This is a genomic window from Bacillus salitolerans (assembly GCF_042680805.1).
In the GTDB taxonomy this organism is placed as follows: Bacteria; Bacillota; Bacilli; order Bacillales; family SA4; genus Bacillus_CJ; species Bacillus_CJ salitolerans.
Genome location: NZ_JBHUEM010000046.1, coordinates 40,144 through 61,319, shown reverse-complemented (window position 1 = coordinate 61,319; position 21,176 = coordinate 40,144). Strand labels below are relative to the sequence as shown.

30 protein-coding genes, 2 pseudogenes and 1 riboswitch are annotated in these 21,176 nt (G+C 34.9%); of the genes and pseudogenes, 8 read left to right on the top strand and 24 right to left on the bottom strand.

The genetic code is table 11. The features are described from left to right. From ACFSCX_RS19360 to ACFSCX_RS19305, 12 genes and pseudogenes are all read right to left on the bottom strand, one after another. Positions 1-272: hypothetical protein (locus tag ACFSCX_RS19360; protein ID WP_377929894.1), on the bottom strand; the 272-nt coding region annotated here is incomplete at its 3' end. 124 nt (positions 273-396) lie between these two features. Continuing rightward, positions 397-972 carry a hypothetical protein gene (locus ACFSCX_RS19355; RefSeq protein WP_377929893.1) on the bottom strand — a complete coding sequence of 192 codons (576 nt, stop codon included), beginning with the start codon at positions 970-972 and terminating at the stop codon, positions 397-399. A 392-nt stretch (positions 973-1,364) separates the two neighbouring features. Further along, a complete protein-coding gene (locus ACFSCX_RS19350; RefSeq protein ID WP_377929892.1) occupies positions 1,365-1,847 on the bottom strand; it encodes a hypothetical protein in 483 nt (160 codons plus the stop codon). A 151-nt stretch (positions 1,848-1,998) separates the two neighbouring features. Then, positions 1,999-2,229, bottom strand: a complete 231-nt coding sequence (locus ACFSCX_RS19345; protein ID WP_377929891.1) for a hypothetical protein — start codon at positions 2,227-2,229, stop codon at positions 1,999-2,001. Positions 2,230-2,992: 763 nt separating this feature from the next. Continuing rightward, positions 2,993-3,265 (bottom strand): hypothetical protein, encoded by a 273-nt coding sequence (locus ACFSCX_RS19340; protein ID WP_377929890.1) that lies wholly within the window; start codon positions 3,263-3,265, stop codon positions 2,993-2,995. Further along, the gene (locus ACFSCX_RS19335) at positions 3,246-3,809 is read right to left on the bottom strand and encodes a phosphotransferase (RefSeq protein WP_377929889.1); all 564 of its coding nucleotides are present in this window, start codon (positions 3,807-3,809) and stop codon (positions 3,246-3,248) included. Before ACFSCX_RS19335 ends, ACFSCX_RS19340 begins: the two co-directional genes overlap by 20 nt. Then, positions 3,806-3,931: a hypothetical protein gene (locus ACFSCX_RS19330; RefSeq protein ID WP_377929888.1), complete on the bottom strand. Its 126-nt coding sequence runs from the start codon at positions 3,929-3,931 to the stop codon at positions 3,806-3,808. Before ACFSCX_RS19330 ends, ACFSCX_RS19335 begins: the two co-directional genes overlap by 4 nt. A 136-nt stretch (positions 3,932-4,067) precedes the next feature. Next, on the bottom strand, positions 4,068-4,385 hold the full coding sequence (locus tag ACFSCX_RS19325; RefSeq protein ID WP_377929887.1) for a GNAT family N-acetyltransferase: 318 nt from the start codon (positions 4,383-4,385) through the stop codon (positions 4,068-4,070). 9 nt (positions 4,386-4,394) lie between these two features. Then, positions 4,395-4,535, bottom strand: coding sequence for a hypothetical protein (locus ACFSCX_RS19320; RefSeq protein ID WP_377929886.1), 141 nt, complete (start codon positions 4,533-4,535; stop codon positions 4,395-4,397). Positions 4,536-4,607: 72 nt separating this feature from the next. Further along, positions 4,608-4,796: a hypothetical protein gene (locus ACFSCX_RS19315; RefSeq protein WP_377929885.1), complete on the bottom strand. Its 189-nt coding sequence runs from the start codon at positions 4,794-4,796 to the stop codon at positions 4,608-4,610. Between the two features lie 87 nt (positions 4,797-4,883). Beyond that, a pseudogene (locus ACFSCX_RS19310) lies at positions 4,884-5,355 on the bottom strand (hypothetical protein). Between the two features lie 101 nt (positions 5,356-5,456). After that, a complete protein-coding gene (locus ACFSCX_RS19305) occupies positions 5,457-5,924 on the bottom strand; it encodes a hypothetical protein (protein ID WP_377929884.1) in 468 nt (155 codons plus the stop codon). A 164-nt stretch (positions 5,925-6,088) separates the two neighbouring features. Here ACFSCX_RS19305 and ACFSCX_RS19300 point away from each other — a divergent pair, with 164 nt between their 5' ends. Beyond that, a complete protein-coding gene (locus ACFSCX_RS19300; protein ID WP_377929883.1) occupies positions 6,089-6,373 on the top strand; it encodes a DUF3219 family protein in 285 nt (94 codons plus the stop codon). Positions 6,374-6,390: 17 nt separating this feature from the next. Further along, positions 6,391-7,389: an LLM class flavin-dependent oxidoreductase gene (locus tag ACFSCX_RS19295; protein ID WP_377929882.1), complete on the top strand. Its 999-nt coding sequence runs from the start codon at positions 6,391-6,393 to the stop codon at positions 7,387-7,389. Positions 7,390-7,478: 89 nt separating this feature from the next. Here ACFSCX_RS19295 and ACFSCX_RS19290 read toward each other — a convergent pair whose 3' ends face one another. The 3 genes from ACFSCX_RS19290 to ACFSCX_RS19280 form a co-directional block, all read right to left on the bottom strand. Then, complete coding sequence (locus tag ACFSCX_RS19290; RefSeq protein ID WP_377929881.1) at positions 7,479-9,002, bottom strand: NCS2 family permease; 1,524 nt, start codon at positions 9,000-9,002, stop codon at positions 7,479-7,481. Between the two features lie 18 nt (positions 9,003-9,020). Next, complete coding sequence (locus ACFSCX_RS19285) at positions 9,021-9,614, bottom strand: xanthine phosphoribosyltransferase (protein WP_377929880.1); 594 nt, start codon at positions 9,612-9,614, stop codon at positions 9,021-9,023. A gap of 375 nt (positions 9,615-9,989) precedes the next feature. Beyond that, positions 9,990-10,091: riboswitch (purine riboswitch) on the bottom strand. Between the two features lie 112 nt (positions 10,092-10,203). After that, the gene (locus ACFSCX_RS19280) at positions 10,204-10,902 is read right to left on the bottom strand and encodes a DUF4386 domain-containing protein (protein ID WP_377929879.1); all 699 of its coding nucleotides are present in this window, start codon (positions 10,900-10,902) and stop codon (positions 10,204-10,206) included. A 77-nt stretch (positions 10,903-10,979) separates the two neighbouring features. Here ACFSCX_RS19280 and ACFSCX_RS19275 point away from each other — a divergent pair, with 77 nt between their 5' ends. After that, the gene (locus ACFSCX_RS19275; protein WP_377929878.1) at positions 10,980-11,849 is read left to right on the top strand and encodes a helix-turn-helix transcriptional regulator; all 870 of its coding nucleotides are present in this window, start codon (positions 10,980-10,982) and stop codon (positions 11,847-11,849) included. 215 nt (positions 11,850-12,064) lie between these two features. On the opposite strand, the gene ACFSCX_RS19270 is transcribed toward ACFSCX_RS19275, so the two are convergent. Next, positions 12,065-13,342, bottom strand: coding sequence for an MFS transporter (locus ACFSCX_RS19270; RefSeq protein WP_377929877.1), 1,278 nt, complete (start codon positions 13,340-13,342; stop codon positions 12,065-12,067). Positions 13,343-13,772: 430 nt separating this feature from the next. On the opposite strand from ACFSCX_RS19270, the gene ACFSCX_RS19265 reads away from it, so the two are divergent. The 3 genes from ACFSCX_RS19265 to ACFSCX_RS19255 all read left to right on the top strand — a co-directional run bounded on the left by ACFSCX_RS19265 (position 13,773) and on the right by ACFSCX_RS19255 (position 14,912). Then, positions 13,773-14,228 (top strand): GNAT family N-acetyltransferase, encoded by a 456-nt coding sequence (locus ACFSCX_RS19265; protein WP_377929876.1) that lies wholly within the window; start codon positions 13,773-13,775, stop codon positions 14,226-14,228. A gap of 124 nt (positions 14,229-14,352) precedes the next feature. Next, on the top strand, positions 14,353-14,478 hold the full coding sequence (locus tag ACFSCX_RS19260; RefSeq protein ID WP_377929875.1) for a hypothetical protein: 126 nt from the start codon (positions 14,353-14,355) through the stop codon (positions 14,476-14,478). Positions 14,479-14,564: 86 nt separating this feature from the next. Next, positions 14,565-14,912, top strand: a complete 348-nt coding sequence (locus ACFSCX_RS19255) for a hypothetical protein (protein WP_377929874.1) — start codon at positions 14,565-14,567, stop codon at positions 14,910-14,912. 152 nt (positions 14,913-15,064) lie between these two features. On the opposite strand, the gene ACFSCX_RS19250 is transcribed toward ACFSCX_RS19255, so the two are convergent. The 5 genes from ACFSCX_RS19250 to ACFSCX_RS19230 form a co-directional block, all read right to left on the bottom strand. Beyond that, complete coding sequence (locus ACFSCX_RS19250) at positions 15,065-15,487, bottom strand: group-specific protein (protein WP_377929873.1); 423 nt, start codon at positions 15,485-15,487, stop codon at positions 15,065-15,067. A gap of 65 nt (positions 15,488-15,552) precedes the next feature. After that, a complete protein-coding gene (locus tag ACFSCX_RS19245) occupies positions 15,553-16,119 on the bottom strand; it encodes a DUF4256 domain-containing protein (RefSeq protein WP_377929872.1) in 567 nt (188 codons plus the stop codon). Positions 16,120-16,266: 147 nt separating this feature from the next. After that, positions 16,267-16,785 (bottom strand): cysteine hydrolase family protein, encoded by a 519-nt coding sequence (locus ACFSCX_RS19240; protein ID WP_377929871.1) that lies wholly within the window; start codon positions 16,783-16,785, stop codon positions 16,267-16,269. A 160-nt stretch (positions 16,786-16,945) separates the two neighbouring features. Next, complete coding sequence (locus ACFSCX_RS19235) at positions 16,946-17,287, bottom strand: NUDIX hydrolase (RefSeq protein ID WP_377929870.1); 342 nt, start codon at positions 17,285-17,287, stop codon at positions 16,946-16,948. A gap of 107 nt (positions 17,288-17,394) precedes the next feature. Next, positions 17,395-17,862 (bottom strand): hypothetical protein, encoded by a 468-nt coding sequence (locus ACFSCX_RS19230; protein WP_377929869.1) that lies wholly within the window; start codon positions 17,860-17,862, stop codon positions 17,395-17,397. Positions 17,863-18,114: 252 nt separating this feature from the next. On the opposite strand from ACFSCX_RS19230, the pseudogene ACFSCX_RS19225 reads away from it, so the two are divergent. Together ACFSCX_RS19225 and ACFSCX_RS19220 are read left to right on the top strand one after the other, a co-directional pair. Beyond that, positions 18,115-18,291, top strand: a pseudogene (locus tag ACFSCX_RS19225) (IS1595 family transposase); the annotation flags it as partial. A gap of 30 nt (positions 18,292-18,321) precedes the next feature. Continuing rightward, complete coding sequence (locus tag ACFSCX_RS19220) at positions 18,322-18,960, top strand: DUF3885 domain-containing protein (protein ID WP_377929868.1); 639 nt, start codon at positions 18,322-18,324, stop codon at positions 18,958-18,960. Between the two features lie 250 nt (positions 18,961-19,210). Here ACFSCX_RS19220 and ACFSCX_RS19215 read toward each other — a convergent pair whose 3' ends face one another. From ACFSCX_RS19215 to ACFSCX_RS19205, 3 genes are all read right to left on the bottom strand, one after another. Then, positions 19,211-20,026, bottom strand: a complete 816-nt coding sequence (locus ACFSCX_RS19215) for an SDR family NAD(P)-dependent oxidoreductase (protein WP_377929867.1) — start codon at positions 20,024-20,026, stop codon at positions 19,211-19,213. 166 nt (positions 20,027-20,192) lie between these two features. Continuing rightward, positions 20,193-20,648: an SRPBCC family protein gene (locus tag ACFSCX_RS19210; RefSeq protein ID WP_377929866.1), complete on the bottom strand. Its 456-nt coding sequence runs from the start codon at positions 20,646-20,648 to the stop codon at positions 20,193-20,195. A gap of 283 nt (positions 20,649-20,931) precedes the next feature. Beyond that, the gene (locus tag ACFSCX_RS19205) at positions 20,932-21,078 is read right to left on the bottom strand and encodes a hypothetical protein (RefSeq protein WP_377929865.1); all 147 of its coding nucleotides are present in this window, start codon (positions 21,076-21,078) and stop codon (positions 20,932-20,934) included. Between the last annotated feature and the right edge of the window lie 98 nt (positions 21,079-21,176).

Here is a 21,176-nt window from a genome sequence, read left to right as displayed (position 1 = left end):
TTACTATCCAGTGGTTGACTGCCGTACCAAGTTTTAACCGTGTCACCAATAACTAATTCATTTAGTTTTTTACCTTCAAATACAGTAGCTTCAGTGAATTTTAATTCCACTCTACCACTCTTATCTTCCAATAAAATAGAGTCTTCATCGATCTTTATTATTTCACCCTGAATGCCTTCGATGTTGACGCTACTTGTATTATTATCGTTATTTGAACAACCGATAATCAATAATAAAAGAGTTATGGAACAAATACTCTGTATTAAACGCATAATTCCACCGTCTTTCTGTTCTTATTCCACTATCCTGCTCCTTTACTGAAAAAGGATCAGCCTGCAACTGAGCCATTTCCTTGTTGTACATGCGCACCCGTTAGTGAATTTTTTAGGTAATAACTTATTCTTGCAACATCTGATTGGCAAGACTCAACAATGCTTCCAGCATTTTTTCTTTATCAAATTCTTCTTCTCTATTGGTATAACCAATACTGATATATAGTCCATCATCAACAAAACTGATACCTCCAGAAGTTTTGTGGTCCATATTATATCGTGCTTCTGTTCCGTTATCTAATGTCACTTTAATACCCGAAGTGACATAACTTACTTTGAAATCATGAATCATGATAACCACGTTTTTATCCATCTGTGATGATAGTTGTTCCCATGCTAGTAATTCAATGGATATATTTTTTTTGTCTTCTCTATTATTCCAATCTTTTATTTCAATCACATTAAAACCACTTGTTTCAAAAGGCAATTCTTTAGGTAGGTTTACTTTGAAAGGTACTGCGTCTAGCCCCGTTTCAAGCGAAGGCGTTCTATACACAGCTGGTATTGAATCTAACTGTTGTTCTGTTAAATTACCTTCAGCTTCCTCTTTTTCAAGTTTTGATGTATCTAATAGACCGCTATTACCCATATGGCAGCCACTTAGAACAAACATAGAAATGATTGATATTAAATACCTCATATAACTCCCCCTTCTTGAAGAAAACTGCCCCGTTAGTACAACATCTTCTCACATCCATATTAACATAATATTTCCAGATTCTTATTCTAAATTATAGATAAGAAAAAGACGGTCAATATAATGATCGCCTTCGTTAACTCTTGCCCCCTGTTATTGAATAAGATGTTCAACTTTCCTACTGTACTAAAATTCCCTGTTCTAGATTAGCACCTGGTCAGTGCTAAGTTCAATATAGAATTTTCTTCTATAAAACATAAAGACTCCCCTTGTTTTAAGATTTCAATACTCAATTAATGGTCTCTTACAACAACAGCCCAACTGATCATTATATTGAAAAATGTTGACAAAGCTATTAACTAGTTTAGTTCATTTTCAATAAGAACCTCTATCAATTAAGGAGTATTCTCCAAGAATTTAAAAGGTTCAGATTTCAAAACTTCCTGTCCATCTTGTGAAACAAAAACTCTTACTTCTTCTACTTTTGAGAATATTCTTAATGGGTTTTTCATAGAAACAAATAACTCTCCTTGTGCATTGGGATGAAAAAAAGTTTCATCTATCAGTGTTCCGAAACGTAACTCGACATTTTCTTCGGGTCCAAAAATAACTCCTCGCTTATTTTCTTCTCCTATATAAATTTCATATTCTTCTCCTGACTTTAATTCTCTTGCAAATACAATAACGTCAATTAGCCCATCTACAATCTTTCCATCTTTGAGAATTGGTTCCTCGAACGCAATGGTTACTCTTCCTATACCACCCTCAAAAGGAATATCTTCTGCCTTATAAGCTGCAACTTCAGTTACACTAGCTTTATCAGAACAACCAGCTAACAGTAGCCCCAATCCAAGCACAATAACAACGATAATACGCATAATTCCTCCCATAATTGACATTAATTTTTTGAGAACGATAAGTTTCCCTTTTACAAATTACTTTTTATTACAGTTACATAATTAATAAGTGCTCTGATTAACCCAATGATAGTCATCGCATCGTCAGTTTTAATTTGAGCTCCCGTTAATTCTATAAGGAATTTAAGTGCCTTTTTAGATTTAATAATTCATAATTTTTCCAACCCTTTAAATCCACATAACTAATTGCTGCATTAGATACTGTTACTAAACTCTTTTTAAAATCATTAAAATTGGTTTGGGCTTCAAACAATACTTTTTCATTTGAATTTCTTTTGATTCCCTTTAAGTTAATTACTTTTTCATCTACTTTTTCTAATCTCATCAAAAGAGGTCCATCCATAAAATCGAACTCTATTCTCTCACCGGCTTTAGCATATTTAAAATATTTAAGTTTTTCGTTCACCAAGATAGTAAAACAATTACAAAATCAGTCCAATTTTCATCTAGGAAGAAGATGTATCCATTCTTCTCAATATATATGTCTCCGACTATGTTGTTACTACTGTTAATGTATAGGCTTTTGGCATTAATCTTAAACTTTATCTGACCCATCTTCTCACCTTTTAATTACAATTGTCTCTTTCTATCCTGTTTCTAAAATGTATTCAATCTGGTTGTAATATCTTCTTCAACTTTCACTACCCGTTACTTTAATAGATAAAAAGAGAACATAATTTTGAGTGCATTTATACAGCCTTCAATAATCAATAATAGTTAGTAACAATTTAATTTAGAATTAGAGAGAAAGGAATAAGGGACTGCCAAGGGTATTACGAGAAAATAGCTTGTGCCAAATTTTCAGTACAATCATTATACAAATCAAGTAATAAAGTAAAATAAAAATACTCTTCTTCACTTTTTCTTTTCTATTGCCTATTTCTAATAATAAATAAAACATTGTTCCAAAAACTAATATAAATGAAATATTTGCGAGATATAAGTTATAATCTCTTAATAATCCAAATGCTAGTTAGGAAAATACCAAATATAAGTATCGTCATTAAATTCTTCAATACTCACTTCATATCTTCACTCCTAATTTACTTACTACTCCACAATAGGACCGTTACAGCTGATACTTTCGTATTCAAGATTTGCACCCTTTAACGGAATAAGCCTAATTCTTCATTTGTTACCCTTTTAATTTCCCCGATTTTGAATTCTATTATTTCTTTGATTTTTTCTTCAGATGTATAATCTTGAAAATACTTTTCAAACTCCCACGCTAGCATCATAGAGGTATGGTCTATATAAAAGTAATTAAAATCTCGTTGATAATCTTCGTAGGGGATATTGAGGTCATGGTTGTTCAAAATTTCTTGATAGGATTCTATTACAAATTGAATCAACCGTGTGTCATATATATCTTGACACATTATCGTTATGTCTCTTAATGGTGAAACCCATAGCCGACCACTCCCAATCAATCAACCCTATCTGTCCATCATTTAAGAATTTGTTCACCAGATGAGGGTCCCCGTGAGTAATTACTCGTGGACAATGTTGTTTAAAATTTTTAATATCTAATTGCTCATAAGCATTGTTGATTATTCTAATCCATTTGGTTTTAGCCCAGGGATTCTGTGCACCTAAGCTATTCATTTGATCCACACACCATCCGTGCCATTCAGATGTAATTTTGTGAGTTGGTAACCCGTTAGCATTCTCGCTAATACTTAAACTGTGTAGGACAGCCAGCCTATCTAACATACTCTTTATAAGGTTCCGCTTATCTAAATCTGATAGTAACCCAAAGTCCTTTTTTAGTTGTAATTTTAAGTCATACATAAGAATAGCTTTTGGTGAAGAATCCCACACTGTTACCACTTTATTGAATTGTTTAATAATCTGTGAATACTTTGAATAGAGGTTGAGTTCATTGTTTCGGTCAGTTTCAAATTCTTTATATACAAGGTTCAACTTTTGATTCTCTTTATCAACAGTTTCAATTCTATAAATTCTTCCTGCGTAAGCCCCATTGATAACTCTTTTTTTAGTACCTTCAAGCTTCTCTCAGCCAATCTTTCTTCTAATTGTATCAATTCACCTTCTCCTTTGTTTAAAGTAGTTCTCACTCTTTATTCCATTAAACTGCTCCATATATATAAAAGCGATCAGCACTTACTGATCGTTTTGCTTGTTCAACTCTTGCACCCTTTAGTTGAACAACACATCAACCTATTCCAACAACTTCAACATATTTACTCCTGCGATTTCAAATCCGAGATTTTCATAGAGTTTACGAGCTCCTGTATTGCTCCCGAATACGTGAAGTTTAAAGAAATACACTCCTTTTTGTTGGATAAACTCCTCTATATACCGCATAGTTTTTGTTCCTACTCCATAACATCTATGTTTATCATTAACAAATATCTCATAAAGGAATGCACTTCTTTTATCTTCTTCGACTTTAAGCCAAACATAGCCTATTACCATTTCACCTTTTAAGATATTAAAAAGGTGATGATTAGGTGTTGCAAGTCCTTTTGGAAGCAAGTTCTTTAACTAGTTATAAGCTTTGATAGAGGGCTCGTCTCCTTGCTCATGTTTGTTTTGTGATAATACTTCAGCATATCTTTCAATATTATTTGCAAAGTACAGCTCAAACTCTATATCTGACATATTTCTCAATACTATATCTTGCATATTAACCCCCATAGAATAAAGATTTATTTTCTCCCTATAATTGAATAAAAAATGTTAGTCTTCTTTCTTTTTTTATCTCATTTTAAATTCTTCATATTCTCCCCAAACCAAATAAACTATTCCTGCTATAAGTGAGAGTAAGCTAAAGTTACTAAGGGTGTTCCCAACATCACCTTGCCACATAGCTTCACTTATATATTTAATTGCGATTAAAATTGTTGATATGGCGATAAATGACATCCCCACGCTTCTTCTTCCCATATGTAATCACTCTCCCAAGATAATCTTACCATATTCATATTGTTACTCTTCAATAAACCTGCCCGTTAGTTAAACAAGCAGTTATGTTTATATCGTGAATCTAGATAACCTAAGTGTATCATATGTTTCCATATTTTGTAATAAAATCCCTTTAATCATCTAGTCATTCATAGTAACAGGATTCCTTTGATGTTGAATGGATTCTAACACCTGAAACCAAGCAAGGTAATTATTCAGATATTTAGTTGCAACTCCATTAAAACGTTGTATCCATCCTTTAAGTCTTCGGTGATAATTGTTTACACGCTTTACAACGATAACGTTGCTTTTCTACTTCATCGCCATCAACAATCGTTGAGTATGTGCCATACCAAACAATATGTTCTGGTTTGCAATCAGGACAATGATAACCACTCTTATTTTTGCGTTCAGATATTTCTTGTAGAACAGTTCCTGTCGAAGAGGATGCAGTAAGTGCCTCAATTAAATACTCTCGTAGTCGGTGTTTTTCTGCTGGATTTAGTTGTTAAATGGCTTTAAGAATATCAGTTTCTCTCACGTTCATCACCAACTTTTATATAGTTAAATCCATTACAGAACGTAAGTTCCCGTAAATCAAATTATCAACAACAGACTTTGACAGAGCCATAAAAAAAAGCCTTAATTTTTGTCTAATTTGTCCATGAATGACAATACATGTTTTTTCACTTTCCCTGTTTCTTCATCCGACATATTATCTAGCTTAAAATCTCCTAAAGTTCCGTTTGGTATAAAAATGGTTGAAGATTTATTAAGTTCTATTTTTGTATCATCCCCTTCTTCTGCAAGAGTAATATTTGATTTATTAAATTTAGAATGGAGTATGACTGTTTTTAGGTACTTTCCTTCTATATCATAGTAATCTTTGATTGCTTTAATATCAGTTTTAATATGATATTTACTTTTTTCAAGAGTTGTAATTGAGTTAACTTTCTTATAACCATTTTCCACTTCGTATCCTTCCTCATTTTCATCCATTGTTATAGTCATGAATACTTCAATATGTTGGTTAGTATCGACATTTGTGCATGCACTTAAAAAAATAATTATAAAGAACATTGACTTGAATATTAATATAGTTTTCTTCAAAGTACTCCCCCCTCAAATAATATTTTACCAATCTTCACCTCTTTTAATGTTGGAATCAATCCTCTATTGAAGGTCTATCTTCCTTCCTACCTGAAACACCTCAATAGTAGTCCACCCTCTTTTTGTTTAAAATAAAGAAAAAGGGTTACGAAGGAGATGTAATGTTGGTACATGAAATTTCTCTCAATAATAAACCAATCAAAATAACTACTTATAATGAAGACAGTATAGATGGATTCATTCAGATTTCAGTTAACTTTAAAGTAACGAGTGCCGAATATCATGACATGACCACATTACTATACAATGGAACATTTGAAGTAAAAGTACCTGAAAGAAACCTAACCTTCCAAGGAACAATTATAAAATACTCCACTTCAATTACGAATTTATATAAAGAAGATCAAGTTGGGGATTTTAGTTTGAGTTTACTTGAAGTAAAGCAGTAAGAAAGAAGGTAAATATCATGAAACTAAGCATTTTAGATCAATCACCGATTTCATCCAACCAAACCGCTCAAGAAGCATTATATAATTCGGTGAATCTAGCACAAGCTGGGGAATCGTTTCGGTATACGCGTTATTGGATAGCGGAACATCACGATTTATCTGGTCTTGCTTGTCCTGCACCAGAAGTGATGTTAGGTTTAATTGGCGCAAATACGAAAACGATTCGTATAGGATCAGGGGCTACGTTACTGCCTCATTATAAACCTTATAAAGTGGCTGAAGTATTCAACACGCTCGCAACGTTATTTCCAAACCGAATTGACCTAGGAATTGGCCGAGCCCCAGGTGGATCAGCTGAGGCGACGAATGCTTTATCCGATAATTTTTTACAGAAGGTATTTAACATGCCAAATGCAGTAAAGGAATTGCTTAGTTATATTTACGATGAGTCCACAAGCAGCCATCATTTTGGAAAAGTGAAGGCTTCACCCTTACCGAGGAATCCAGCAGTTCCTTGGCTTCTTGGTACGAGTTTAAAAAGTGCTTTACTCGCAGCAGAAAATGGAATGGCCTATGCCTTTGGTCAGTTTATGAGCGATAAAGATGGGGTAGATATTATCAAACAATATCGAGATAGCTTTCAACCGAAAAAAAAGGGTCAAAAGTCAGAAGTCATATTAACCGTATCAGCCATTTGTGCGGACACCACTGAAGAAGCAGTAGAAATAGCCCAAAGTATGCTCGTATGGTCCTTTCAAAGAAAAAACGGTGATAGTAACCGAGGGATCCCTACGATTGAAGAAGCAAAAGCTTACAATCTTAATGAAAAAGAAAAAGATTCCCTTGAACAGAAGAAAAAGCATGTGATCATTGGCAATCCAACAGAAGTGAAGCAAAAACTTTTGGAGTTGCATAAAACCTATCAAGCCGATGAAATCATGATTGTTACCATTACACATTCACAAGTTGATAAAATACGTTCTTATGAATTGATTGCGAAAGAATTTGGCTTATAGAAAAAAGTGCCTTTCACATGAAAGTGAAAAGGCACTAGGAATTATTATCAAGCTAACGCTATTCATTTCGTGTAAATTTTTCAGACTTTCTATGAAGCGACCTTCTGTCCAACAGAAAGATCTGTTGTTTCTTTTTGAGTCACACTTACATGCTGATAAGCACAGTATACTAAGAATACAGACACTAACACATATGCCATTGAGAACTCTGGAGCTGCATTTACAGCTAATTTAGGAGCATGCATAAACCCAACAAAAGAAAGCATTGCACCCACTAATGAAAAAATACTCGCTTTCACATACTGTTTGTCAATAATAAACACAGTAACGGCACCTAAAACAATCGCTGTAAACATTGCTCCTTGTCCAAGAGGAACAATTCCCTTTGAAATACCTGCAACCACTTCTCCTGCTGAATTATTAAAACGTGTCATTACATAGTTTGCAAAGTAAGGTAGCATTGCAAGTGCAACTGCCGGAAAGTACTTTGTCTCATTAGATTGAAAGGCTGTTCCAACCATTGATATTCCAACGAATACTAAAATAGGAGCAACGGCAGCTACTGGAATAACAGAAGCTAAAACCGCAATAACTCCTGTCATGGCAGCGACTCCAAATACTATTGCATTTAAAATGCTGTATCCTCGTCCTGCCCCCATCATTTTGGAGCCTACTGTCGCAATATATACGGTTGTCGGAAATAATCCACCGAACAGAGCCCCAAGCATGGTTCCTACACCATCCACCGCTTGACATTCACGAACATCGTATGAGTCACCAGCAGCTGACATTGCATCCACGTTATTCATTGTTTCAATCGCATTGTATAACGTAATTGGCAAAATAATGGCCATTAATCCGATTAAGCTACCAAATAAATAACTCATTCCATCAAGTGCAGCTAAAGTTGGCAATATAGGATAAAACCCAACATTCCCAAGACCTTCTACAATCTTATTTGGCGATTGATAGCCTAATGTGAATGCTAAAATCGTACCAACTAAAATGGCAAATAAAGAGGTAGGAATTTTAAACGGCATTGCCATTTTTCCAATAACCCCTACAATAATAATGACAAGTGTTACAAGACCCACAACCGGAATCGAAAACGTATTAAATAACATCTCACCCGCTATAAACGTAAGTGCTACCCCAGCTAGAGCCCCGAGCATAGCCGCTCTTGGAATTTGATTGCGAACCCAGTTTCCTGTTAGACTTACTAAAGCCTCCACTAATCCACTTAAAAATGCAGCTGCTACGGCAATTCTCCAAGCAAGATCTGGATCATTTGTTAATGCTTTTGCAGGTGCTAGTACTCCAAATAAAAATACGAACATAACAGGTGTACTAATTCCATATGAAAGGGCTGTTACATCTGTTCTTCCTTCTTTTTTAGCTAAACGTTTTGCCATATGCGAATAATATAAGTTACCAACCATAACGGCAACCGCTGCACCGGGGATTACCTTACCAAACACAATACTGGCAGGAAAGCCCATCCCAAGCATTGTCACCGCAATAATGACAAAGTTGGCTAAGTTGTTTTGGAACAGGGCAAAAAATGCATCGGTATCTTCTTTCTTATATAAAGGATAGTGAACAGAATGGTTCATGATGTTTTCTCCTATCTATTATGAATTTTGTAGAACTGTTTCCTCTAAAAATGTTACTTTTTCATGTTGTAGTGATTGAATACGGGCAAGTGATTCTACACGATAGCCTGCTTCTTCCAGCTTCGCTCTACCTTCCTGAAATGACTTTTCAATGACAATACCAAACCCTGCTACCTTAGCACCCGCTTGCTCCACAATATGTGCTAAGCCTAGTGCTGCCTTCCCATTGGCTAGAAAGTCATCAATAATGAGTACATGATCTTCTGCGTTTAAGAAGCTTTTAGAAATTGTTATCGTATTCGTTTCTTGCTTCGTAAATGAATAAACACTACTTGTATACACGTCATTTGTCATCGTCAGTGACTTCTTTTTTCTTGCAAATACAAGCGGTACATCTAATTCATTTGCCGCCATTAAGCTTGGAGCAATACCTGATGACTCAATCGTGATGACTCTAGTAATGTTACACTCCTTATATCTAGCGGCAAATTCCTTACCGATATGAATCATAAGGTCCGTGTCTATTTGGTGATTCAAAAAGTGATCAACCTTTAACACACCACCTGATAGTACCGCTCCTTTTTCTAAAATGGCTGTTTTTAATGGGTCCAATTAGTGCTACCTCCCTTAATTTTCAAATTGGCGGAACAAAAGGCTCAGGGCGCCTCGTTTAGCCTCAGGCATAGCAAATGTTCCTTGAAGAGAAAAAGGGCGTTCTTTCCCTTTTACTCTTCAAGGGTTATTTGATCTCGAGTAGGATAAAATGGCTAAGATCGTCGCCATTTTATCTTGGCTGGGCGCTGGAGCCGGATTACTACGCACATCACTCAGTTATCCACAAATAGTGAGCATTTATAATTTCCTAACAAAAAAACCGAATAGCAAGAGATCCTTTTGACTAAAGTGATCTCTTACCATTCGGTTTAATCATTTCAACATAAACCTTGATAAAGGGTACTTAAACATTGCTACATAGCCCTTATATATCATGGAAGAATAATCACTTGTAGTCAGGCCGTTTACGGTAACCTGGTAGAAACTTGTGGGCCATATCCCCACGATTATACAAGTGTTTACATTTTTAATTTTCGTGTATGAAAGTGATTATAAATTATTTCACTCAAAAATGGAACACTTTCACCGCAAATTCCGAACAAATAAATATATTTAGAATTTTCAGTTCGATATTCAATAATGAATACTATCTCACATTCAACTTTTCTAACTTTTGCTTATTAAATCCCTTCACAATCAACCAAAACGCCAAACTCATTTCAAAAACACCTACTGGTAATGCAATTAAACCTTTTGCTATCGATAAAGGTTCTATCATACCAAACATTTCAAGTAAACCAGCGATGAATACCATCACCGCTGTAATTATACCGAACAGTGCTAATCGTTTTGGCACTAAACCTGTTCTAAAGAGTACATAACTATACAGAACTGTATTTATTCCTAACATAAAATTTGGACCTAACATAAATGTCCAGCCATGAAAACCTTGCAACACTTTACTTAAACCTGAAAAATTTTCTTCACTTGTAAAACTTCCTGCTTCATAATAGATACTAAGATTCAATAATCCTAATATGCTTACCAAACCTATTGCAATAAAAACAGCTTCCATGAATCGAAAACAAAGATACCCTAATGCAATATGTTCATTCCAGCGCCGGATATATGGAAATAGCATAACAGCTGTCCCAACGGCCGACACCACGAGAAAAAGATCATTTAACACACCGAATAATACCTTTGTTTCCAATCCATTTGCTACAGTCTTATACCACTGTTCTGACAAAATCTGCTCATAAAAGACTACAGCTATGATTGAAGTAACCGCAGCTGCTATATAAAAAATACCTAATATTATCCCATTCCTTCTATCCAGTGTCATAACAATCACACTCCCTTGAAATCATTATTTATTTATTCTCGTTATTAACCTAGTTAAGGTAGATGAAAGGAGAAAATATGGAACACCATGAAGTCATAGAGAATGCCCTGATCTATATTGAAAACAATATACAACATCCCTTATCATTGGAGTCTGTTGCCAATTCCTTCAACATGTCCAAATACTATTTTCATAGACTTTTTTCTGCGATGATGGGCTGTTCATTAAACCATTACATACGATCTAGAAGGTTGAATGCATCACTAACATTAATTTCAAACGATAACATATCTCTAACAGAAATTGCTTATCAGCTAAATTTCGGATCTCCTTCCTCATTCACCAGAGCTTTCAAACAGCAATACGGTATATCTCCTAGCTCTATAAGAGGTCATGAAAAGAAACTACCTCAAGAGCCAATACCTCAAGTAGTGAAAAGACCTATAAAAAACATCAATGGTGATATTGTCACCGATTTCACCCTTACAGACTTTGAAGCAACAAGGGTAACTGGCATCGCGTTTGAAGTTGATCTAGCAACTGATGACTACAAGATGAAGATTCGCTCTCATTTAGATATGTTAGTTGAAAACATTGATTCAACAAGTAATGGTCCGTGTTATGTGATCTATTCTAACTGCCACCAGAATTCAACACGTTTCAATGTTCTAGCCGGGATTCCACAAGATATCCCAATAGATAAACCTTATCATTTTACGATTGATGTACCACAATTCTTTTGTACAAAGTTCAAATACTTCGGTGATTTGCTTGAAATCGGTGATGTCCTCATTACTGACTTCGCAAGATTTCTAAAGATCTCTAAGCAAGAAGCTGAGGTTACAGATATCGAACTAATTCAAGTTTTTGAAAATATACACATTTTTGACTCAGTCTTTCACATATACGTACCGATCAAAAAGCTACCAATTGATTCTGAGCTTTAATGTTATTAATGTTTCATTCTCCTTTCTTTTTAAAATACAAAATATTAATTTGTTACTATTAAAGTAACAGTAAAGAGTTTTTAAGACTTTCCAAATCTTGCTGTATTTTTCACGAGAATACAGAGGAATTACTGAACCAAAAAAAGACACCTCGTTTGAGATGCCTTTCGCTCAACTACTCCATAGTAATAAATGTAAACAAAAGTAAGTCCTTTCTAAGCTCTTTTCCGTTTGCATTTTTTGGTAATGATTGCTTTATTATCAGAATGACTATTTTCCTTCAAAATCATCACACCTATTAAGCCAATGATTGAGAAGATAACAGGAGTGATGAAACCATAATAATATCCATCCGTTATACTACCGGTAACTACCTGAAAATGATCCAATACATTTCCGAAAATGCTTGGGAGAAGGACAGCACTTAGAAACCCACCCGTGTTCGCAAAGCCAGAAACAATACCAGATTCCTTGATTGGAAATGATTGACGAACAGCAGCAAATGTTAAAGCATTTCCCCCATACGCAAGGCCAATGATAAAGAAAAGTAAAGTTAACAAGAAAAATGGCGGATTACCAGAAAATATAAGAAAGATTGACCAACTGATTACTAGGATCAGGTGAATAACAATATACGGACGTCTAATTGCATCTAAACGACTTGAGATCCAACCAGCTAATGGAGCACCAATAAGTGCTCCGATCAGTCCAATCATGATAAGCTGACTCGCATCTGAACGTGTCATACCATACATATTCATCCCATATGGTACTCCCCATGAGCTGATAAATCCAATATACGTCCCAACAATCCCAAAGTGACATAAAAACAATGCCCATGCTTGCCGAGTAGAAAATATTCTTCGTAGTACATCCAACGTTTTTTCATGGTGTATTTCATTTTTAATAAATATCGATTGTTTCGGTTTTTGTAAGAGAACAAAATAGAGGAGAATGCAACATAAACATAGCAAAAGCCCCGATGAAAAAAATGATGCCCGCCAACCAAAGAAATCTATTAAAAATGAGAATGGGACTGTCGCCAAAAGAAAGCCAAGGCTTCCAGTCATGGCTGTAACACCAATTAATCGTGTGAATTCCTTCGCATTAAACCATTGGCTCAGAATTAACACCATATTAACCCAGATTGTCGCGTCCCCTGCCCCTGTTAAGATTCTTGAAAAAAATAAGACATATTCATTTGTGCCAAGACTATAAATGATGGTACCTAAACCTGTAAATAGTGCACCAACAAGCAGAAAAAAATTAGGCCCATATCGATCAGCCAAAATACCCATCGGAATTTGCAATCCTGTGTACACAAAAAATTGGATACTTGTCAGTAATCCAACGGTCGTTGCCGTTACACTAAAGTCCAACATCACTTGTTCGGTAATCAATCCTGGGGCTGTTCGTTGGCTCGACATTAATAAATACGTAAACAATACAGAAGCAAATACAACCCATCTAAATCGGCTATTTTGTTTGTCCAATACTATCTACTCCTGTTAGGATTTTACTATATATATATGGTTTTTTGCGACAGTAGGAACCAGGATTTAATATTTATTATATCTTGAATAAGCTATGATAAAATGGCATTTGGTTCAGAGTACCATAATAATGAGAAAATGATCGCGGATAAAGGTGATTCTTTTCTGCTTATTTCCCTACTCTCTTGTAAAACCCCACCACAGCTGGAAAACATCCCTTTTACCATTTGTGAATGATCTGTATGCTTCTAATTCTTCAAATATACTTAAAGAATGCTTCAACAACATTCTACAATTCCCCTCACTAAATAAAACAAGTTTTACTTGAACAGGAAGTTTCTTTCCATACATATCTTACGAATGAGAAGGATTTTTTTAAAGATATAAAGAATAATTAAATTTAATAAGAAGTAGTAATGGAGGGGCCATAATGAGTCAATGGTATTTAGACAATTTTACAATCACAACGAATAAAAATTATATTGATCGGAACATGGTTTATAAGTTTCTTAGTGAAGATTCATACTGGGCAAAAGGAATCCCAAGAGAAACAGTAGAAAAATCAATAGATCTTTCAATGGTTTGTTATGGAATATACGATGGTGATATCAATAGTGAACATTATGAGCAAGTTGGCTTTGCTAGAGTTGTATCTGACCTTGCAACCTTAGCTTATGTATGTGATGTCTTCGTCTTATCACAGTACAGAGGAAAAGGCTTATCAAAATGGCTAATGGAAGTAATGACAAGTCACCTTGATTCTCAAGGAGTACGAGTTATGATGCTAGCAACTAAAGATGCTCATTCACTATATGAGAAAATCGGCTTCAAATCCGTAGAGAATCCTGAAATCTTCATGTACCGGGCTAATGAAAAAAAGAGTTAACGAATAGTGTTTTTGTCTATAAAAACTTAGGTGACACTATTAAACTATTTATCCGATTACCGATATCCAATGGATTCTAATAAGCCACAAGCAAAGAAAGACATCAAAAGTTGGAAATCATATTGTGGTTGAAGTACAAACGAATTGGAAAAAGGAAAATGGAGAGTCCCAACAAGTAATATTAAGAGCATATGTTATCTCAACAGAGAAAGAATTAAAAATCACTAGATTTGAAACTGTAGATCAATAATTTAAGGCAATAGGCTTTGTACTGCACCCCAAAGTTAGAATAACATCTGACTGACTATTTTCCTTTCCTTACCACTTGTCAAAAAGATGAGTCGTGCTTATTCAAGTGAATTATTAGCCTATATCGATACATTTCAATTTGTGGTGAGATTAACCAAACATGCTGGCCATGTTCTAGTTGGCTCTGGTGTCATACTTGTTCTTTCAGGGTCATGGACGTGGTCAACTCCTTGGATCGTCATGACACTGATTATTTTATTTGCATCCCTCTTCTTCCTTGCACGTGCCTTTTCTCCAACTCTTCGGAAGTTTAATATAGAAGGTGAAAGTCATGAGCTACTAGCAGCTAAACTACAGCGCTCGATTTGGATTTATATTATTTTATTATTGGCTATGCTTTGGTTCATGGTTGTTAAGCCGAGTTTATGGTGGTAATAAAAACTGAGTGAGGAAAATCACCTCACTCAGTCCTTTAAAAGTTCCACACATCCAATAAATTGTTGTACCTTATCATGTACTCCCTCTCTAAAATTGCTCAGGATACATAGTACTCCGTTCTCATTATAATGATTCAGATCGTCAATTCCTTATTCCTTTCTTGCATCCGGTAAACTTAGTACACTTTTTGATCTTAGGTCTATAATATCTACCAACTCATCTATGGTTCCAAAACACTTTTCAATTTCTGGTAAATGATAGAATGTACTAGTTGTTTCGAAGTTATCTACTTCATTGTTTGGTGAATAAAGATAAATTTTTTTGCTATTTCCAATTGCGATACCAAGTTCAATATGGCTTCCTTTTCCTGCTGGAAATAAAACTACTACAAAATCAGCCTCCATTACAGCACTTTTTTCCTTTTGACCTATCGCCTTTAGTTCTTCCAATGTTGTAACGTTTTCATTTATAGTCCAATCATATGTATGGATATATCCTTTATCTTTTAACTTCTGACTTACATATCTAACCTTATCCATATTTTTAAGGCTAGATGCAACATAAAATTTCATCCATTTTTTCCCCTTATAGCTACAAAATCATTTCTCAAATACAAATTTGGCTGTTTGTTCAACATTTAGACCCTTAGCGAGCCACGAAAACCCCTTGCAGCATAATAGGATTCTGCTCCGTTGTGGTACACAAAAACAGTGTCGTAGCGACGATCACAAAAGAGGGCCCCGCCAAGTTTTCTAATAGTAGCAGGTGTTTGGACCCAGCTCGACGTTTTCAAATCAAAATTATCAAGTTTCTGTAGCTCCCGGTATTGTTCCTCCGTTAATAGTTCAATGCCCATGGCAGTTGCCATATCAATAGCGTTATTTTCTGGTTTGTGTTTTTTCCTTGACTCTAATGCTTCACGGTCGTAACAAACGCTTCTGCGACCTGTAGGACTTTCCGCTGAACAATCATAAAAAATGTATTCATCTGTCCTTTCATCATGACCAACAACATCCGGTTCACCGCCAGTTCTTTCCATTTCATTGAGCGACCACAGTTTTTCAGTATTTTCTTCGAGCTTAGCTTGTACGTTAGCCCATTCAAGACCTTTATGGCGGTTCATGTTTTTCTCAAAACGGACTTTCAATGCTTTAAGTAATTCTTCACGTTTTTCTAGTGACAACTCCAAACTTCTATTTGTCATATTAGTTTCCCCCTATTGTTATTACTCGTACTCATAATGGATTTAAGTCAAATCTCCTACAATAGCCATAAAAGCCACCGCTCCGAGAGATCCCGTTTTTTTATATAGCATTTCAAAAGAGTACGTACGTAATTTCAAAATTAGCAATCAAAAAATAATATCTTTACTTGGGTTAACATCAGCAAACCAACGTAATACTCCGTTATGATGGTTTATAATTTGCTGGGCAGTAATGTCTTTAGAATCCCATGTGCTGTGTGTATCTGAAGCTAACGTGACCTTATATTCCATACTAAAAGCTCTTCTACAAGTTGTATCGACACACGCTTCTGTTTGAATTCCCGCAATAACTAAATGTTCAATCCCTTGTTTTTTCAGTTCCTCATCTAAAGAAGTTTTAAAAAATGAATCTGGAGTAGTTTTTTGAATGATTACATCTTGACTGTTTGGGGTAATTTCAGGATGAATCTCCCAGCCCTTTGTGCCAAACTCTAAAGGCTTACCGGCAGGTGCATGATGCTGTATAAAAAAAATGGGTGTACTATTATTGCGAGCTTGAAAGATTAAATTGTTTAAATTTTGTAGTAATCTTTCCCCTTTATACACAACATTATCTTTTTGAAACATTCCATTTTGTACGTCTATAATCAGTAGTGCTTTCTTCATTACTCTCCCCCCAAGAGAAACGTATGTTCGTTATTATCTATTGTACACTATTCAATAAGATTTGTTGAGCAAACTGCAGTCGTTAGTAAAAAAATGCGATTCCCCTTATCGAACAATACATTCTTAGAATCATAACACCATTAAGTGGAGCTTTTTGAAACTAATAGTATTCTACTAATTGTTGAGTAATCTCTATAAATTCAACTGAAAAATTCACTACATTAATGTTGTGTATTAAACGGATTCCTTTAAACTTTTCTAATTCATTTATAGCTTGAGTACCACTAACAGAATCCACAAAATAGAAATAACCTTTCCTTTTTGTATCCCAAAATTTGAATTCACCTTGAAATAACTCTGTTAGACAATGAATAAAAACTCCAATTTCTTCTCTGACTTCTCTTTTTGCACATTCGATTGGAGGTTTATATTGTTCCTGATTATCACCGTAAGGTCCGAATAATATTAGACCTCCTAAATTATACCATATATATACAACCATTTTATAACTGTACCATCCGATAAGATACAATAATATCAATAGCTGATCTTATTCAATATTAGCACCCTGTACTTCAATAAGATAAATGATGTTCAATTGTATTCTAATTAAAAGTTAATCTCTAACAACTCCTTTATTTCTGAAACCAGTTTTGGCCTAGCTTCTTCTGAAATAAACTTCATTTCCTTCGCATTTGATACTGAAAATATAAATGTACCGTCATTAAACATAGAGATATAATATAACTTTCCATTTTGAAGTTCTTCATTGTCAGATAAAGCAATTATATAATTACCTTTTTCATTTAACTCTTTTATCTTCATAGCAACTTTTTCTTTAGATTCAATTACTTTCATTCCATCAACTTTTTTGATGAAGGCATTTATAAGATTACTATCTTTAATAATCTTTTTTGTTTCGTTTGAAGAAGCACCTTCAGCAGTAACTCCTTGAATATCTAGAGCAACATATTGGTCTCTACTTGGAATTTTTACTACATCGTTGACTAAACTACAAGAAGTAAACACCAATATGAATAAACAGCCTAAAGAGAGTACGAATATTACTTTTTTCATGTTTTCACCTCACAAATTCATTCCATTCTTATAAACGCACCTGTTAAATTAACAAGATATTTTAATCTCCTTATAGTCTCCACCCCAGGAGGTAAAATTGCAACCTACTATCTTTTTGTTATCGGAAACAGTAATCCATCCAGAAGGAGAACGTGTAAGTTATCTGAGTGTCTTACTTCTTGATGATCTATATAAACAACCCATTTATTCATTTTGTCTCCCTTTCAACTAGAACTACCTATACTCCTCAGTTTTAAAGGTGTCGCTACAAAATATCTCGACAATTACCTTGCTTGGTTCTTGTTTATAGATAGTCGTAGTAACGAAAGCACGAAGCAACACATTAAAGAACTTCTGCTAACATCATTTGTCTTTGAAGTGATAGAGACTTATGATAGTTTACGTCAGTGCAAATTTTGGGTCAGTTGAACCGATAAATAGTAATTATGAGGTGTTGAAATGCAGTTAAATGACTTTATGCACGAAAATTACCCCACTTTAGAGCTGAGACCACCTTTATTTTATAGTTGGGATATCGGGATTCGTTTTGAACTTGGTGTAGAGTGGAAAAGGGGATATGATTATCCAAACAACCCATATGTATTGGGGTGTTATAAAAGGGCGATTACTTTATTTGAATCCCTACATTCTCCAACAGAAGATATTTTTGTTGTCATAGATGTCAATGATTTCGATAAAGGGAAAAACCTTAAACATCGGTTAAAGAATTTTTCCCCCTATGTTAAGAAATCATTATTATTTAGTTTAAAACATCAAGAATTGCCTTATATTTTTCCAGAAGATGACGAAGAAGGCACCTATAAAACTCACAGATTTACTCTAAAATGCAAAATATCCGATCTTAAATATGTTCCACTGCTAAAAGCAATTTGCAATCAAGACTTGGCGTTGAAACCGAGAATTTTCCATAGGGTTTACTTCATTAATATCAATAGGAAAACTATCTTTCACGTTTACGATGATAGAGGTTGTGATTTGTTGGCAACTTCACCCGCTACAATAAGAGATGCTTATAATAGACACAATGACTGCATTTTTGACTATGACAGACCTGAAATTGATAAGGTATTTAATTGAACTTTATTTAAGGGAAACGCCATAAATAAGCGTCTCCCATTTTTATGATTAAAAATCAACATTAAAATTTAACAGAGCTAATAAAATAAGTAAGAAATTTGTTTAAATACTTTTTCAAAATACGCTGATACACATTATCCCATTGTTGGCTCTTCAACTGTTCTTTACTTCAACAAAGAGGTACTAATCCTTCACAGAAGTAGTAGCACTTTTGTTCATTCTAGCACCCAATAGTACAGGAAGTGGATTTTCATTCAAACGGCAAAGGTTGAGTTCCATCGACATCGGTAAAGCCATATTTTCTTGCTAGTTCAGCCACAGTTATTGCGTCACCAGAAAGCTTAGATACCGTGGTATCTGATGCCAATGCCACTACAGCACGACCTACATACGCGGTTGTTTCCGTTGTTCCATCCTCTGGTCCAAAACCTGAATCTGTAACTCTTTCTGTTCGCATCCAACCTGGGCAAACAGCAACTGCTGAAACGTTAAAGTCCTTCAATTCCTTTGCCATTCCTAGTGTCATTCGATTGATAGCATTCATGGCTAAATCGTAGTATAAATTACCTGAAATGTTGTCCTTGATAAAAAATGTGATGTTTACAATTAACCCTTTACTTTGTGGTGTCATCAGCGATACAGCGTATCGAGTAGTCAGCAAGTAAGCTTGCGGTCCAGCAACCATCATAGCATCCCAATGCTCCAGTGGTCGTTGCCAAAAAAGCCGCCCTTCTCCTGTTGGTAGAGAGCTTTCGGAGCCACCAAATACACTATTGACTAAAATATCGATCCGACCGTGTTCCCTTTCAATATGCTCAAACAGTTTTCTCACATCATTTTCGCTTGTATGATCACAACGTATAGCTATGCCTTTGCCACCGCGTGAAGTGACACCAGCGGCAGTTTCCTCAATGGTTTCTGTTCGATTATCGGTTGTCGCTCCCTTTACACTCCTACCTGTCACATACACCGTCGCGCCTGCACTGCCTAGTTCGAAAGCAATTCCCCTACCCGCTCCACGAGATGCGCCGGTAACAACAGCAATCTTCCCTTGCAATGGTTTCATGTAAACCCCTCCATTCGTGAATTCTCTTACATTATACCAAACATATGTTCACGTTGTGAGCGTAATGAATATATTTGCCCGATAGTGAAAGAGCTACTGTTCTTTTGCATTCGTTAGCTAAATTAGAACTTTTGTTAAAATCTCCATTTGTTGAATATGGAAAACATTATCTCACACTCTCAGCAATCTTTTTTAATTGTAACGCCCTATCAATTATGAATTTCCGCATGTATCTCTCTAGGAATATTTTATCTGCAATTATACCAATTGGACCCAAGGGAGACTTGTAGTTAAAAGTGTCAGTCATTATAGTGCAACCATCCACTTCCTTAAACTCGTGAGTATGTGTAAAAGAGTCGAAGGCTCCCTTTAACATAACATCTATAAACTTATATGGTTTCACCATAAAAGTCACTTTTGCAGTAAGTCTTTGTCTTATTCCAAAATGGGTTGCTTCCCAAGTTACAATGTCTCCTACTTCTAATAATCCCTCTGTAACTCCACTAACAGCCTTTTCCCTTGTTTTTTCAGTGGTTTTAGTATGTATATCAACATTCCTTGCCAGATTAAAGCATAAATCTATTGGTGCATTAATCATTTGTCTATGTATAATAATCGGCATTCAACCCCTCCTTATGTAACCCAGATCCACAAAAGCTACTGTTAGTTATATTGAAGATTAGTAAGTATGTAATCAATAAATATAAATATAGAGCGATTACGCTTATTTACGAAATCGCCCCGTTATTTATTTAATAGGAGACTAAACCGAATAGCTTTAATTTGGTATACAAAGTAAATCAACTACCTATGAATATAATGATAAGTCGTAAATATACGAGCCCAATTCAACTATATTTCATTTTAACTTTAATGCTTTTATTGCCAAAGAAGCGATGTATTTATTAAGCATTACACCATTTAGTTTGATAATTACCTTGATTTATATATTCACTCCATCCTTTTTTTATTATTCCTTGATGGTCTAGTTCAATTAATTCTTCTTTATCAAGTTCATATTTCCATTTATTTCGTATATCAAAACCTTCCATTGTGAGAAACATTCTGAACATTGTAAGAATAATTTTTCTTTTTTTCTTTCACAATCTATATCCAATCTTGATCACATACAAATCACCACAAATTAGGT